Annotated in this window: 16 protein-coding genes; 1 reads left to right on the top strand and 15 read right to left on the bottom strand. The window is 72.2% G+C overall.

Going from position 1 to position 14,847, the window contains the following annotated elements:
* Nucleotides 1–45 precede the first annotated feature (45 nt).
* The 9 genes from lepB (IRY44_RS07550) to proS all read right to left on the bottom strand — a co-directional run bounded on the left by lepB (IRY44_RS07550) (nt 46) and on the right by proS (nt 6,598).
* Nucleotides 46–678 carry a signal peptidase I gene (gene lepB / locus IRY44_RS07550; RefSeq protein ID WP_194799716.1) on the bottom strand — a complete coding sequence of 211 codons (633 nt, stop codon included), beginning with the start codon at nt 676–678 and terminating at the stop codon, nt 46–48.
* Nucleotides 675–1,559 carry a signal peptidase I gene (gene lepB, locus IRY44_RS07545; RefSeq protein ID WP_194799715.1) on the bottom strand — a complete coding sequence of 295 codons (885 nt, stop codon included), beginning with the start codon at nt 1,557–1,559 and terminating at the stop codon, nt 675–677. The genes lepB (IRY44_RS07550) and lepB (IRY44_RS07545) overlap by 4 nt, the downstream gene beginning before the upstream one ends.
* 168 nt (nt 1,560–1,727) lie before the next feature.
* Nucleotides 1,728–2,087: a 50S ribosomal protein L19 gene (gene rplS / locus IRY44_RS07540; RefSeq protein ID WP_013284591.1), complete on the bottom strand. Its 360-nt coding sequence runs from the start codon at nt 2,085–2,087 to the stop codon at nt 1,728–1,730.
* 143 nt (nt 2,088–2,230) lie between these two features.
* Entirely contained in the window at nt 2,231–3,019 is a 789-nt protein-coding gene (gene trmD / locus IRY44_RS07535; protein WP_194799714.1) for a tRNA (guanosine(37)-N1)-methyltransferase TrmD, read from the bottom strand.
* A gap of 27 nt (nt 3,020–3,046) precedes the next feature.
* Nucleotides 3,047–3,586, bottom strand: coding sequence for a ribosome maturation factor RimM (gene rimM / locus IRY44_RS07530; RefSeq protein WP_194799713.1), 540 nt, complete (start codon nt 3,584–3,586; stop codon nt 3,047–3,049).
* Entirely contained in the window at nt 3,586–3,846 is a 261-nt protein-coding gene (locus IRY44_RS07525) for an RNA-binding protein (protein WP_026268109.1), read from the bottom strand. The genes rimM and IRY44_RS07525 overlap by 1 nt, the downstream gene beginning before the upstream one ends.
* Nucleotides 3,821–4,279 (bottom strand): 30S ribosomal protein S16, encoded by a 459-nt coding sequence (rpsP, locus tag IRY44_RS07520; RefSeq protein WP_018786330.1) that lies wholly within the window; start codon nt 4,277–4,279, stop codon nt 3,821–3,823. The genes IRY44_RS07525 and rpsP overlap by 26 nt, the downstream gene beginning before the upstream one ends.
* A 242-nt stretch (nt 4,280–4,521) precedes the next feature.
* The gene (locus IRY44_RS07515) at nt 4,522–5,190 is read right to left on the bottom strand and encodes a DUF402 domain-containing protein (RefSeq protein ID WP_135243758.1); all 669 of its coding nucleotides are present in this window, start codon (nt 5,188–5,190) and stop codon (nt 4,522–4,524) included.
* A gap of 1 nt (nt 5,191) precedes the next feature.
* Entirely contained in the window at nt 5,192–6,598 is a 1,407-nt protein-coding gene (proS, locus tag IRY44_RS07510) for a proline--tRNA ligase (RefSeq protein WP_194799712.1), read from the bottom strand.
* A 75-nt stretch (nt 6,599–6,673) separates the two neighbouring features.
* On the opposite strand from proS, the gene IRY44_RS07505 reads away from it, so the two are divergent.
* Complete coding sequence (locus tag IRY44_RS07505; RefSeq protein ID WP_194799711.1) at nt 6,674–7,267, top strand: TetR/AcrR family transcriptional regulator; 594 nt, start codon at nt 6,674–6,676, stop codon at nt 7,265–7,267.
* A 42-nt stretch (nt 7,268–7,309) separates the two neighbouring features.
* On the opposite strand, the gene IRY44_RS07500 is transcribed toward IRY44_RS07505, so the two are convergent.
* The 6 genes from IRY44_RS07500 to IRY44_RS07475 form a co-directional block, all read right to left on the bottom strand.
* Nucleotides 7,310–8,389 carry an amidohydrolase family protein gene (locus IRY44_RS07500; RefSeq protein ID WP_194799710.1) on the bottom strand — a complete coding sequence of 360 codons (1,080 nt, stop codon included), beginning with the start codon at nt 8,387–8,389 and terminating at the stop codon, nt 7,310–7,312.
* A gap of 18 nt (nt 8,390–8,407) precedes the next feature.
* Nucleotides 8,408–8,986: a Uma2 family endonuclease gene (locus tag IRY44_RS07495; RefSeq protein ID WP_194799709.1), complete on the bottom strand. Its 579-nt coding sequence runs from the start codon at nt 8,984–8,986 to the stop codon at nt 8,408–8,410.
* A 67-nt stretch (nt 8,987–9,053) separates the two neighbouring features.
* Complete coding sequence (gene ffh / locus IRY44_RS07490; protein ID WP_194799708.1) at nt 9,054–10,607, bottom strand: signal recognition particle protein; 1,554 nt, start codon at nt 10,605–10,607, stop codon at nt 9,054–9,056.
* Nucleotides 10,608–10,721: 114 nt separating this feature from the next.
* Nucleotides 10,722–12,986: a [protein-PII] uridylyltransferase gene (locus IRY44_RS07485; RefSeq protein ID WP_194799707.1), complete on the bottom strand. Its 2,265-nt coding sequence runs from the start codon at nt 12,984–12,986 to the stop codon at nt 10,722–10,724.
* A gap of 17 nt (nt 12,987–13,003) precedes the next feature.
* Entirely contained in the window at nt 13,004–13,342 is a 339-nt protein-coding gene (locus tag IRY44_RS07480) for a P-II family nitrogen regulator (RefSeq protein WP_013284578.1), read from the bottom strand.
* Nucleotides 13,343–13,367: 25 nt separating this feature from the next.
* The gene (locus IRY44_RS07475; protein ID WP_194799706.1) at nt 13,368–14,723 is read right to left on the bottom strand and encodes an ammonium transporter; all 1,356 of its coding nucleotides are present in this window, start codon (nt 14,721–14,723) and stop codon (nt 13,368–13,370) included.
* Between the last annotated feature and the right edge of the window lie 124 nt (nt 14,724–14,847).

The following is a 14,847-nucleotide window of genomic DNA, read 5'->3' as shown; positions in this document are numbered from 1 at the left end:
GCCGGCCGCGCAGGGCCGGCGGGCCGGAGCGTGGCGCGAGCCTGCTCAGGGATTGGGGATCCCGTCGAACTGCTTCGGAACGCTGAGCCAGGTCGCGCGGCTGACCGGCCAGAAGATGGTGAAGGCCCGGCCGACGACCTCGCCCTCGGGGATGGTGGCGACGTTGATGTCCTCGCCCGACTGCTGCCAGTGCTCCAGCGAGTCGCCGGACGCCTCCCGGTGGTCACCCATGACCCACAGGCGCCCATTCGGCACGGTGATGTCGAAGTCCTGGTCGGCGGGCTTGTTGCCGGGGAAGATGAACGGCTCGTCGATCGGCTTGCCGTTGATGACCAGCCGCTCCTGGCCGCCGGTGCGGTCGCAGCAGACCACGTGATCGCCGCCGACGCCGATCACCCGCTTGATGAAGTCCTCGCCGTCGGGGTTGCCGCTCCACTCGGTGGGCGCCTTGAAGACGATGACCTCACCCCGGTGCGGCGAACGGAAGTCGTAGACCAGCTTGTTGACAAGCACCCGATCGTCGATCTTGAGGGTGTTCTCCATGGACGGCGACGGGATGAAGAAGGTCTGCAGCACGAAGGCACGCACCAGCACCGCGACCAGGATCGCCACGCCCAGGAGGATGGGCAGCTCCTTCCAGAAGGAGCTGCGGGGCTTCTCGGTCTGCTCGTCGATCACGGGTGGAGCCTACGTCGCCGGGTATGCCGCGGTCGCCCCGAACCCGCCAGAACGGTGAGCGTCGCCGCGACCGGGAGGATCAGGACGACGCCGCCGACCGGGTCGGGATCCACCGGCACCGGCCCCGGCGCCGCCGCGGCGTCCGCGCGCGGCACGCTCGAGAAGGTCTCCGGTACGGGCAGACTCGTCCAACGCTGCGAGGGCCAGACGATCATGAAGGCGCGGCCGACCACGTTCTCGATCGGCACCGGTCCCTGACATCGGGCGTCCTGCGAGACCAGCCGGTGGTCACCCATCACGAAGATCTGCCCCGGTGGCACCACCACCTCGGTGAACTGCCGGGACCGGCACTCCTTCGGATTGGGTGGCAGCTCGACCGGGGAGTCCTCGGAGACGTACGCCGTCTCGTCCAGCGGCACCCCGTTGACCACCACCCGGCCGTCGTCGCAGCACCAGACCTTGTCGCCCGGTACGCCGATGACGCGCTTGATGAAGTCCTTCTCGCCGGGGCGGCTGACGCCCACCAGGTCGCCGAGTGTGCGGCCGACCCGGCCGGCGAAGTTCGTCGGCGGCGCGGGCGCCTCCTGGGCGACCCAGCGGTCGGTGCCCCGGAACACCACCACCTCGCCACGGATCGGGTCCCGGACGTCGTAGACGACCTTGTTGACGAGCACCCGGTCACCGACGAGCAGCGTGTCCTCCATCGAGCCGGAGGGGATGAAGAACGCCTGGAGCAGGAACGTCCGGATCAGCACCGCGAGGCAGAACGCCACGATCAGCAGCAGCGGCAGCTCCTGCCAGAGCGGCATCTGGCGGCGGCCGCGACGGGCCCGCCGGCGCCAGGGATCGACGGCGCCGTCCTCGTCAACCATCTGCACCATGCCACTCTCCGGTCCGCGGAAACGACACTACCGCCCGGGAGTCTCCTCGGAGACCCCACGGGCGGTAGTGGACCGTTTCGCACCGTCCGGCTGCGCCCGTACCGACCAGGGTAATGCGGTCTGGTCGATACGACATCCGCGCAGCCCGGGCGGCGTGGCGAACGCGGATCAGTTAGCCGGCTGCTTCTCCCGCAGCTCCTTGATCTTGGCCTTCTTGCCGCGCAGCTCACGCAGGTAGTAGAGCTTGGCGCGACGCACGTCACCGCGGGTCACGACCTCGATCCGGTCGATGCCCGGGCCGTTGAGCGGGTAGGTCCGCTCCACGCCGACACCGAAGCTGACCTTGCGGACCGAGAAGGTCTCGCGCAGGCCGTCGCCCTGGCGGCGGATGACGACGCCCTGGAAGATCTGGACCCGGGAGCGGTTGCCCTCGACGACCCGCGCGTGCACCTTGACGGTGTCACCGGCACGGAAGTCGGGCAGGTCGGTACGCTTCGACTGGGCGTCAAGGGCGTCCAGGATGTTCATCGCTGTGTCCTCGTGAGGCTCACGGCGCATCGTCACTCGATGCGCGGATGGGTGATTCTGACCCCCGGGTGGTGACCGGCGGGACCGGCCCCGGTCGGGGGTCCTCGCAGCCGCCCACGGCGTGGACGGATGCGGCAACCCCTCTACTTTGCCACATGCCCCGGTGGCGGGGAAAATCCGCCCCGGTCCAGCGTCGCCCGGTCCCGCTCGTCGAGCGTCTCCGGGGCCAGCGCGCCGATCATGTCGGGGCGCCGGGCCGCGGTCCGCAGCAGCGACTCGTCTCGCCGCCAGCGGTCGATCCGGGCGTGGTCGCCGGAGCGCAGCACCTCGGGCACGTCCAGCCCGCGCCAGCTCGCCGGCTTCGTGTAGAGCGGGGCCTCCAGCAACCCGTGCGCGTGCGACTCCTCGTCCAGCGACCCGGCGTTGCCGAGCACACCGGGCAGCAGCCGGGTGACCGCCTCCAGGATCACCAGCACAGCCACCTCGCCGCCGAACAGCACGTAGTCGCCGAGCGAGACCTCGGTCACCGGCATCCGGGTCGCCGCGTGGTCCAGCACCCGCTGGTCGATGCCCTCGTAGCGGCCGCAGGCGAACAGCAGGTGCGACTCGGCGGCCAGCTCGTGCGCCAGGGCCTGGGTGAACGGGACGCCGGCGGGCGACGGCACGAGCAGCCGGGGCAGCGTGTGCCCGTCCGGGCTCAGCTCGCCGGGCGCCAGCGCGTCCAGTGCCTCACCCCACGGCTCCGGCCGCATGACCATGCCCGGACCGCCGCCGTAGGGCGTGTCGTCGACGGTGCGGTGCACGTCGTGGGTCCAGGTCCGCAGATCGTGTACGGCCAGCCGCAGCGTGCCGTTCGCGCGGGCCTTGCCGATGAGCGACAGGTCCAGCGGGGCGAAGTACTCGGGGAAGATCGACACGATGTCGACGCGCATGCGGTGGCTCCAGCCGGAGGTCGAGAGCTAGAGGTCGAGCAGGCCACCGGGCAGGTCGACGACGACGCGACCGCCGGCCAGATCCACCTCGGGCACGATCGCCTTGACGAACGGGACCAGCGCGGTACGCCCCTCGGGGCGCCGCAGCACCAGCATGTCGGACGCGGGCGCGTGGTCGATGCGGGCCACCTCGCCCACGTGCTCGCCGTCGCGGGTGACCACGGCGAGCCCGACCAGCTGGTGGTCGTGGAACTCCTCCGGGTCCTCCGGCGGGGCGACGTCGGCGCTGTCCACGCCGAGCAGCGTGTTGCGCAGCGCCTCGGCGACGTCGCGCTCCAGCACGCCCTCGAAGGCGACGAGCAGGCGGCCCTGGTGCCAGCGGGCCGACTCGACGGTGAGTGTCGGCGGCACCCGCCAGGCACCGGGCTCCGACGGGGTGGCCCCCGGCTCGGTGGTCAACACCGAGCCGGGGGCGAACCGTGCTTCGGGCTCGTCGGTACGCACCTCCACGGTGACCTCACCGCGGATGCCGTGCGGCTTACCGATCCGGCCGACGACGAGAAGCATCAGTACGAGTCGACGATGTCGACGCGTACCCCACGCCCGCCGATGGAGCCGATCACCTGGCGCAGCGCCTTGGCGGTCCGGCCGGACCGCCCGATCACCGTGCCGAGGTCCTCGGGGTGCACGCGGACTTCGAGGCGCTTGCCCCGACGGGAGTCGACCATGCGCACCCGGACGTCGTCCGGGTGGTCGACGATGCCCTTGACCAGGTGCTCCAGAGCGGGACGCAGCGGCATGTCAGGCCTGCTCGCCGGACTCGGCACCGGTCTGCTCCTCGGCCTTGGGGGCCTCGGCCTTCGGCTCCTCCGCCTTGGCGGCGGCCTTCTTGGCCGGCTTCGCCGGGGTGTCCGCCACGCCGGCGGCGGCCTTCGCCTCGGCCTCGTACGCCGCCTTGCGGTCGGCCCGCTCGGGGGCGACCTTCAGCGGCGGCGGGGCCGGCAGGCCCTTGAACTTCTGCCAGTCACCGGTCAGCTCCAGCAGGCGCTGCACGGCCTCGCTCGGCTGGGCGCCGACCGAGAGCCAGTACTGGACCCGCTCCGACTTGACCTCGATCACCGAAGGGTCTTCCTTCGGCTGGTACACACCGACGAACTCGATCGCGCGACCGTCACGCTTGGTGCGCGAGTCGGCGATGACGATGCGGTACTGCGGGTTGCGGATCTTGCCCATCCGCAGGAGCCGGATCTTTACGGCCACAGTTGTTTCGCTCCTGTTGCGATCTCACCGGCCCGTACGGGCGGTGTGGCGGGTGAGCGCCGACCGGCACAGTGGGGTTTGGGCCGGAGACTGCTCGGTGAACTGGCGACGCGCCCGGGTTAGAGGGCGCCGGACGCGTGCCGGATACCAGCGAACCATTCTGCCAGATCCGGACCGGAACTCTCACACCGGACCCGGACACCACGCCCGGGGCAGCCCGGACCGTGACCGAGGACACTCGTTCAGCGCACCGGCGGGCGGTCCCAGCCCGGCGGAAGTTCGTCCGGTACGTCCCATTCGGCGGGCGGGGTGAAGTCGCACCAGGTGCCGTCGAACGGGAACTCCCCCGCCTCGGCGATCCGGATCACCCGCTCGCCCTCGGCGCGTACCGCCTTCTCGTCTGTCACCCAGTAGTGCTCCGGGAACGCCAGCCGCTCGGCGAACTCGTCCTCGTCCTTCCACTCCCAGCTCAGGTCCGGGTGGACCACGACGTCGAGGTCCTGGTCGACCATGTCGACCCCGGCCACCGTGCCGTCGTCCCAGCGGACGCCGGGCTCCTCCAGGTTGACGTACCAGTTCTGGAAGCGGCCGGCGGCGTCGCGGAACCACCAGACCGAGTGGGCCGCGCCGGTGGGCAGGAACTTCAGCACCGGCGGGCCGTTCCACAGCCCCTGCGCGAGCCGGTAGGACGACGTCACCCACTCGGCGAACGGCACGGCCCGCATGCCCAGGCCGGCCTCCGTCACCTCGTGCGCGACGGGCGCTGTCCGCGCCACCCAGAGCAGCAGGCCACGCTCGTCGTCGGAGACCACGCGGGCCGACCGGACCCAGCCGATCCGGCCGTGCCGCACGTTCCGGTGCAGGATCAGCCGCCCCGGCGCGAACCGGCCGGCCGGATCGCCGGGCCGCATCTCAGTACGCGCGGGCGAGGATCGCCACCAGGTCGGGCTCGTCCTCCGAGTCCGGCACCGAGCCGTCGGCGCGCACCAGGCAGCGGACCGTCACGCCCTGGCCGTTCGCCTCGGCCTCGCCCTCGACGCCGACCGCCGACCACGGCACCCGCGCCCAGCCGGTGGCGGACGCCTCGATCGCCTCGGCCAGCGTCGACACCTCGACGGTGCGGGACCGGCGGAACTCCAGCGCCTGGTCGTGCAGCGCCCGCTGGTCGGCCTCCAGCGCGGCCACCACCGCGCCGACCACGTCGGCCACCGGCGTCGGGGCCTTCGAGCCGTCCGTACGCCGGACCACCACAGCGTTGCCGGCGGCCAGGTCACGCGGGCCGACCTCGACGCGGACCGGGTAGCCGCGCAGCTCGGCGTCGACGGCGCGGCGGCCGAACGCGGTGTCGGTCCGGTCGTCGAGCGCCACCCGCACCCCGGCGTCGCGCAGCGCGTCGCACAGCTTGGCCGCCGCCTGGCTCACGCCCTCGCCGTCCTTGACGATCATCACGTACGCCTGGACCGGCGCCAGCTTCGGCGGCACCCGCAGCCCGTTGTCGTCGCCGTGGCACATGATCAGGCCGCCGAGCATCCGGGTGGAGGTGCCCCAGGAGGTGGTCCACGCGTGCTCCCGGCCGCCCTCGGCCGACGAGTAGCTGATGTCGAACGCCTTGGCGAAGTTCTGGCCCAGCTCGTGGCTGGTGCCCAGCTGGAGCGCCTTGCCGTCGCCCATCATGCCCTCGCACGTGTACGTGGCGGTGGCGCCGGCGAAGCGCTCCCGGGCGGTCTTCAGGCCCACCACCACCGGGATGCCGAGCACGTTGACCATCAGATCCTCGTACGCCTCGTGCAGGATCCGCCGCGCGTAGGCGCGGGCGTCGGAACGGGTGGCGTGCGCGGTGTGCCCCTCCTGCCAGAGGAACTCGCTGGTACGCAGGAAGATCCGCGGGCGCAGCTCCCACCGGACCACGTTCGCCCACTGGTTGAGCAGCAGCGGCAGGTCGCGGTACGAGTCGATCCACTTGGCCATGAACTCGCCGATGACCGTCTCGCTCGTGGGCCGCACCACCACCGGCTCGGCGAGCTGCTTGCCGCCACCGTGCGTGACCACCGCCAGCTCCGGCGAGAAGCCCTCGACGTGCTCGGCCTCCCGCTTCAGGTAGCTCTCCGGGATGAACAGCGGGAAGTACGCGTTCTCCGCACCCGCCGCCTTGATCCGGGCGTCCATCTCGGCCTGCATCCGCTCCCAGATGGCGTAGCCGGCCGGTCGGATCACCATGGTCCCCCGGACCGGGCCGTTGTCGGCCAGCTTCGCCTTGGCGATCAGGTCCTGGTACCAGCGGGGAAAGTCCTCCGCACGGGGAGTGAGCACGCGTGCCATGACCGCACATCCTATGCGTCCCGTGACGGGTCGGCGCAGCCGGGCGCGGAACAGCGCCCGTAGACTTCGATCACCATGTCTAAGCCCAGGAACGTCACGCCGGTGCGCGACACGATCGTCGACGCCGCCCGCTCGCTGACCGTCACGACCGGCTGGGCCGGGGTCCGGATGGGTGCGGTCGCGAGCGCGGCGGGGGTGAGCCGGCAGACGGTCTACAACGAGTTCGGCACCAAGGCGGGCCTGGGCGAGGCGCTGGCCCGGCACGAGGTGGACCGGTTCGTCGGCCAGGTCCGGTCCGCGCTGGACGAGCACGACTCCGACGTCCGCGCGGCCGCGTACGCGGCGATCCACCGCACGCTCGCCTCGGCCGCCGAGAACCCGCTGGTGAGGGCGGTGCTGACCAGCACCCGGGGCGGCTCGGAGGAGTTGCTGCCCTACCTCACCACCCGGTCCGAGCTGGTGCTCGCCGAGGCCGCGCGGGCGCTGCTGGAGTGGACCGGTGAGCGTCTGCCCGACGCCGATCCGGCGGCCCTGGCGTTCGCGGCGGACAGCGTCGTACGCCTGGTGGTGAGCCACATCGTGCTGCCCGGTGGCCCGGTGGACGAGACCGCCGACCGGCTGGCCGACCTGGCGGTACGCCTGTTCCTGACGGCGGCGACGGCCCGCTAGGGCCGCCGACGGCGGCCGGTCACCACCGCCACCGACCGCAGGTCAGCGGACGACCCGGCCGCGCAGCACGATCCGGCTGGGGGCGCGGACCACGCGCAGGTCGCGGCGCGGGTCCTCGGGGTAGACCACCAGGTCGGCGAGACCGCCCTCGACCAGCCCGGGGAAGCCGAGCCACTCCCGGGCCCGCCAGGAGGCGGCGGCGAGCACGTCCGGCGCGGACATCCCGGCCTGCTCGTGCAGCAGCAGCATCTCCTCGGCCGCCAGGCCGTGGTCGATGCCCCCACCCGCGTCGGTGCCGACGTAGATCGGCACGCCCGCCTCGTGCGCGGCGCGCACCACCTCGGGGAAGCGGTCGCGCAGGGCGAGCATGTGGTCGGCGTACCCGGGGAACTTGGGCCGGGCCTGCTCGGCGATGTGGCCGAACGTCCGGATGTTGATCATCGTGGGGACCAGCGCGGTGCCCTGCCGGGCCATCAGGTCGATCAGGTCGAGGCTCAGCCCGGTGCCGTGCTCCACCGAGTCCACCCCGGCCCGCACCATGATCTCCACCGCCGACTCGGAGAACGTGTGCACCGCCGCGCGTACGCCGGCGGCGTGGGCGGCGGCGACCGCCGCGGTCATCGTGTCGGCGTCCCAGGCCGGCGCCAGGTCGCCCACGCCCCTGTCGATCCAGTCGCCGACCAGCTTGACCCAGCCGTTGCCGGCCGCGGCCTGCGCGGCCACCGTCGCGGCGACCTCGGCAGCGCCGACCTCCACGCCGATGTCGCGCAGGTAGCGCTTCGGCGGCGCGACGTGCCGGCCCGCGCGGGCCAGTCGCGGCAGGTCCGGCTCGTCCTCCAGTTCGGGGTACGGGTACGGCGAGCCGGCGTCGCGGATCGCCAGCACGCCCGCGTCCCGGTCGATCCGGGCCAGGTCCCGTGCCTGGTCGAGCGAGGTGATCGGGCTTCCGCCGCGGGCGATGCCGATGTGACAGTGGGCGTCGGTCAGGCCGGGCAGCACGAAGCCGCCGTCGGCCACCGTCTCGGCGCCGGGCACCGGTTCGAAGGTGACCCGGTCGCCGACCAGCCAGACGTCCCGGACCTCGTCGTCGGGAAGGAACACACCGCGCACGTGCAGAGCCATGTGCACAGTCCTACCCGATCAGCCCTCCTCGCCGGCGAGCAGGTCGTTGCGGCGCGCGGTCAGCGCCGGCAGATCGATCGAGACCTTCCACGGCCGTGCGGTGACGAACACGTCGTCTGTCTGACCGACCTGCTTGTACTCGAGGTTGGCGCCGAGCGCGTACTCGGTCAGCGTGATCTTCTCCTTGATGGGGTCGAGCACCCAGTAGGAGCGGACGCCCGCGTACGCGTAGACCCTGGCCTTGTCGTACATGTCGCGGAAGGTGGAGGTCGGCGAGATGACCTCGACGGCGAGCACCGCGTCCTCGACCGGCAGCGGGCTCCGGTTGGCGTTACCCCGCACGACCGCGACGACGTCCGGCCGGGGCTCGTTCCGGTGGTCGACCCGCATCGACAGGTCGATGCCGACCTGGTACTCCTTCGGGCAGTTGACCTCCAACGCGAGCAGGAGACGGACACACATGTCCTGGTGCAGCAGAGTGGGCGACGGCACGATCAACCTTCCGTTGATCAGTTCGTACGGAAGGTCCTTGGGCAGTTCGCCCAGGTCGTCGACCGTCCACTCGTGCCGCTCCGGCAGGATCGGGGCCGCGGTCATTGACATCTCCTTCCAGGGGGCGACATCACCTTAAGAGACAGCAATGTCGCCCACCGTCACCGACACGCTACCGCGGGCCCTTGTCGCCGCCCTTGCCGAGCTTGTTGAAGTCGATCTTCGGGAGCTTGAAGCCCGGCGGCAGGCCCTGCCCACCGGCCAGGTCGCCCGGGTCCAGGCCCGGCGGGAGCTGCGGCATCCCGCCCGGGAAGCCGCCCGGCATGCCGGCGCCGGTACGCGGCCGCCCGCCGCCCTTGGTGCCCTTGCGCTTGTTCTTCGGCGACTTGGTCGCCTTGCGCCGGCCGCCGCCGGGCAGGCCCATCATGCCGCCCATCTGCTTCATCATCTTCTGCGCGTCGGCGAAGCGGTTGAGCAGCTGGTTGACGTCCATGACGGTGACGCCGGAGCCGTTCGCGATGCGGGCCCGGCGGGAGCCGTTGATGATCTTCGGGTTGGTGCGCTCGGCCGGGGTCATCGACCTGATGATCGCGGTGACCCGGTCGAAGTGCTTGTCGTCCAGCTCGGCGAGCTGGTCCTTCATCTGCCCCATGCCCGGCATCATGGCCAGCACGTTGGCGATCGGGCCCATCCGCCGGACCGCGATGAGCTGATCGAGGAAGTCCTCCAGCGTGAAGGTCTCCCCGCCCATCAGCTTGGCGGTCATCTTCTCCTTCTGATCGGAGTCGAAGGCCGCCTCGGCCTGCTCGATCAGAGTGAGGACGTCGCCCATGCCGAGGATCCGGCTGGCCATCCGGTCCGGGTGGAAGACGTCGAAGTCCTCCAGCTTCTCGCCGGTGGAGGCGAACAGGATCGGCTGGCCGGTCACCTCGCGGACGGAGAGCGCGGCGCCACCGCGGGCGTCGCCGTCGAGCTTGGACAGCACCACGCCGGTGATGCCGACGCCGTCGCGGAACGCCTCGGCGGTACGCACCGCGTCCTGGCCGACCATCGCGTCGATGACGAAGATGACCTCGTCCGGCTGGACGGCGTCGCGGATGTTCGCGGCCTGCTGCATCATCTCGGTGTCGATACCGAGCCGGCCGGCGGTGTCGACGATGACGATGTCCCGGGCGGCACGGCGGGCGTGCTCGATCGAGTCGCGGGCCACCTGCACCGGGTCGCCGACGCCGTTGCCGGGCGCCGGGGCGTACACCTCGACCCCGGCCCGGCCACCGAGCACCTGGAGCTGACCGACGGCGTTGGGACGCTGGAGGTCGGCGGCGACGAGCAGCGGCTGGTGGCCCTGGCTCTTGAGCCAGCGGGCCAGCTTGCCGGCGAGCGTCGTCTTACCGGAACCCTGGAGACCGGCCAGCATGATCACGGTCGGCGGGTGCTTGGCGAACTGGAGCCGCCGCCCCTCGCCGCCGAGGACCTTGATCAGCTCCTCGTTGACGATCTTGACGATCTGCTGCGCCGGGTTGAGCGCCTGGGAGACCTCGGCGCCGCGCGCCCGCTCCTTGACGTTCGCGATGAAGCCCTTGACCACCGGCAGGGCGACGTCGGCCTCCAGCAACGCCATCCGGATCTCGCGCGCGGTGGCGTCGATGTCGGCGTCGGTGAGCCGGCCCTTGCCGCGGAGCTTGGTGAAGATCCCGGACAGGCGGTCACTCAAGGTGTCAAACACGCGAACATCCCGTTTGTCGTTTTCGGCGGGTACATGCTGCCGGGCCGGTGGTCCAGCCCACCGTTAGGGTAGCCCGCCGCCCGCACCCCCGCTCCGGCCCGGCGGCGCGTTCCGCTACACGGCGGCCAGCACCGCAGCCTCGATCCGGGCCCGTTCCTCGTCCGAGGGCCAGCCGCCGACCAGGTAGAACGCGTCCACCACGTCGCCGCCCAGCGTCGAGATCCGGGCCGCCCGCACCTGGGCGCCCGCCTCGTCCAGCGCGCAGGTCACCCGGTACAGCAGCCCTGCGGCGTCGGCGGCCCGCAGCTCCAGCAGCACCGCGTCGGTGGCCGCCTCCCGGTGCCACACCACCCGCGGCGCGGCGCCCTGGCTGCGCGCCGCGAGGGCCCGGCCGCGCAGCCGCTGGATGACCGACACGTCGCCGCCGACCGCGCGGCGCAGGTCGGCGCTGAGCGCGATCGGCTCCGGGGCCAGCCCGTAGCGCGGCTGCACCCGGCACTCGACCAGGGCGCGGCCGTCGACGGTGGCGGCGTCCGCGGAGATCACCTCCAGGCGGTGCAGCGCCAGGCACCCGGCCACCGTCGCGAGCAGCCCGCGCCGGTCGGCCGCGGCCACCGACACCCGGTCCTCCCCCAGGTGTACGACAGGCAGCGGCCCGGCCACGAGCGCCGGGTCCGGGGCCGGCGGGGCGGGCACCACACCGGTGTCCAGCGTGGTGCGCACCCGGCTCACCAGTTCGGCGATCAGCCGGCCCTTCCAGCCGGACCAGGCGGCCGGGCCGGTGGCGGCGGCGTCGGCGCGGACCAGGGCGTGCAGGAGTTCCAGCGTGCCGGTGTCACCGACCCGCTCGGCGACGCCGGCGACGGTCTTCGGGTCGGACAGGTCACGGCGGGTGGCCACGTCGGGCAGCAGCAGGTGCAGCCGGACCAGCGTGCCGATGAGCGCCGCCTCGTCCGGCGGCAGCCCGATCCGGGTGGCCACCGCCTCGGCCAGCGGCGCGCCGACGGTCGAGTGGTCGCCGTCCAGCCCCTTGCCGATGTCGTGCAGGAACGCGCCGAGCAGCAGCAGATCGGGCCGTTCCACGTCGCGGGTGTGCCGGCTCGCCTCGTACGCGGTCTGCACCAGGTGCCGGTCGAGCGTGAACCTGTGCACCGGGTTGTGCTGGGGCAGGCTGCGCATCCGGGTCCACTCGGGTAGCCAGCGGTCGATCAGCCCGTACCTGTCGCAGGTCTCCCAGGCGGGCACCAGGCCGGGACCGGCGCCGAGCAGGGTGATCAGCGCGGCGCGGGCCGCCGGTGGCCAGGGCGCGGGCAGCGGCGGGCAGTACGCGGCGAGCCACTCGCAGGTGGCGCGCGCGATCGGCAGCCGGGTGGTGGCAGCGGCGGCGGCCACACGTAGCGACAGGCTCGGGTCGGGGCGGGCCCCGATGGCGGTGCGGGCGAGCACGAGTTCGCCGTCCTGCTCCACCACGTCCCGGGCGACCGGGCGGCGCAGCGGGCGGCCGGGCGCGGCGCGGTGCCGGCCGGAGCGGAGCCGGTCGGCGGCCCGCCAGGCGTCGTCGAGGGCGTGACTGACGGTGCGGGCGTCGCCGGCCACGAGCCGCAGCAGCGCGTCGCCGTCCTCGGCGCCGAGCAGCCGCGCCACGCCGTCGCGTTCCTGGGCGACCAGGCGGTCGACCCGGCGGCCCACCTGCTGGTGCAGCGCGTCGCGGGTGTCCAGCAGCCGCCGGTGCGCCGCGTACACGGCGGGACGGAGCGCGTCGGTGACGCCGGCGGTGGCGATGGCGCGCAGGATGCCCACGTCGCGCAGCCCGCCGGCCGCCTCCTTGAGGTCACCTTCGAGCAGGAAGGCCAGTTCGCCGTGCGCCTCCCAGCGCGCGGCGGTGATCTCGCGCAGGCCGGGGAGCTGGCGGATCGCGGTCCGCCGCCAGTGGTCGGTGGCGGTACGGGAGAGCTGGTCGGTGAGCGCCGGATCGCCCGCCACGTGCCGGGCGTCGAGCAGGCCGAGGGCGACCTTGACGTCGTCCTGGGCCACCGACAGCGCCTCGGCGACGGTGCGGACCGAGTGGTCGAGCCGCAGCCCGGCGTCCCAGATCGGATACCAGAGCGACGCGGCCAGCTCGTCGATGCCGGGTACCCCGGCGTGCAGCAGCACCAGGTCGAGGTCGCCGTAGGGGGCGCACTGGCGACGGCCCAGCCCGCCCACCGCGACGAGCGCGACCCCGTCCCGGTCCGGGAAGGCCCGGCACAGCCAGGCGTCGAGCGCGTCGGCCCGGGCGGTCCGGGCGGCCGCGCCGATGCCGGCGGGAACGCCGGCGACCTCGTTGACCACGGGCACGCCGTCCCCGGTGGGGGCGGCGGCCGTGGTCAACGAGGTCACGTCGGCGGATCCGGCGATCAGAGGGCGTCGAGCCCGCGCTCGCCGGTACGCACCCGGACGACCTCCTCGACGCCGGTCACCCAGACCTTGCCGTCGCCGATCTTGCCGGTCCGGGCGGCGCCGACGATCGCGTCCACGATCTTGTCGACGTCCATCTCGTCGGTGAGCACCTCGACCCGGATCTTGGGCAGGAACTCGACCGTGTACTCGGCACCCCGGTAGACCTCGGTGTGCCCCTTCTGCCGGCCGTAGCCCTGGACCTCGCTGACGGTCAGCCCGGCCACGCCGAGCGCGTGCAGGGCCTCCTTCACCGCGTCCAGCTGGTACGGCTTGATGACCGCGGTCACCAGCTTCATGTCCAACCCCTCCATCCCAGGAACGTTAACCGGCGACCTTCTCGCTGACCGGCGCGGACTCGTCGGTCTCGACGGCGGGCTCCGCGGCCGACTTGCCGGCGCCGATCCCGGCCATCGCGAACGCACCACCGCTGCTGCCCGTGGTGGGCGACAGGTCGTAGCCGCTCTCCGCGTGCTCGGCGATGTCGATGCCGTCGACCTCGGCCTCGGCGGAGACCCGCAGGCCGATCGTCTTGTCGATCACGAAGCCCAGGGCGAAGGCGACCACGAAGGAGTAGACGCTGACGATCAGCGCGCTGATCGCCTGCTTGCCGAGCAGCGAGGCGTCGCCGCCGACGAGCAAACCGTCGGTCTCCACCAGCGAGCTGACCGAGGCGGTACCGAACAGGCCGATCCAGAGGCAGCCGATCCAGCCGCCGACGAAGTGCACGCCGACCACGTCGAGCGAGTCGTCGTAGCCGAGCCGGTACTTCAGGCCGACCGCGAGGGCGCAGACCGCACCGGCCACCACGCCCAGCAGCACCGCTGCGGCCGGGGTGATGAACGCACAGGCCGGGGTGATCGCGACCAGGCCGGCGATGGCGCCGGACGAGGCGCCGACCAGGGTCGGCTTGCCGTCGCGCAGCCACTCCACGACGATCCAGCCGAGCAGCGCGGCGGCGGTGGCGACCTGGGTGTTGATGAACGCCAGCGCGGTGACCCCGTCGGCGGTCAGCTCGGAACCGGCGTTGAAGCCGAACCAGCCGAACCACAGCAGCGCGGCGCCGAGGGCGACCATCGGGACGTTGTGCGGCTTCATGCTCTCGCGCGGCCAGCCGACCCGCTTGCCGAGCACGAGCACCAGCGCGAGCGCCGCCGCACCGGCGTTGATGTGCACGGCTGTACCACCGGCGAAGTCCAGCGCGCCGATGTCGCCGCCGATCAGCCCGCCGCCCCAGACCATGTGGGCGACCGGGAAGTAGACCAGGGTGGCCCAGCCGAACGCGAACAGCAGCCAGCCGGCGAACTTCACCCGGTCGGACAGCGCACCGCTGATCAGCGCCACGGTGATGATCGCGAACATCATCTGGAAGGCGATGAAGACGTAGATCGGGATGCCGGTCTCGCCCCACAGGTCGCTCTCGCCGACGAAGGTCTTGGTGCCGAGGTACTGGCCCAGGTCACCCCAGAACCTGCCGCCCTCGCCGAAGGCGACGGTGAAGCCGTAGAAAAGCCACAGGATGCTGACGAGCCCGATGGACGAGAAGCTCATCATCATCATGTTCAGAACGCCCTTGGACCGGTTCAGGCCGCCGTAGAACAGCGCGAGACCGGGGGTCATGAGCAGCACGAGGGCAGTCGAGACAAGCAACCAGGCAGTGTTCCCGGTGTCGATCTCCACGCTGCCTCCTCTCGTTGTCGTATTCCTCCCTCCGACTGAGACCTGGCAGCATCGCCCGTCAGCCGGTTGCGCGGAAGCTTTGTCGCCGGCTGTTTCCTTCAGCGACACCGCGCGATTTCCGACG

Source organism: Micromonospora sp. ANENR4, assembly GCF_015354395.1.
GTDB lineage: Bacteria > Actinomycetota > Actinomycetes > Mycobacteriales > Micromonosporaceae > Micromonospora > Micromonospora aurantiaca.
This window is presented reverse-complemented; position numbering and strand designations above follow the sequence as displayed.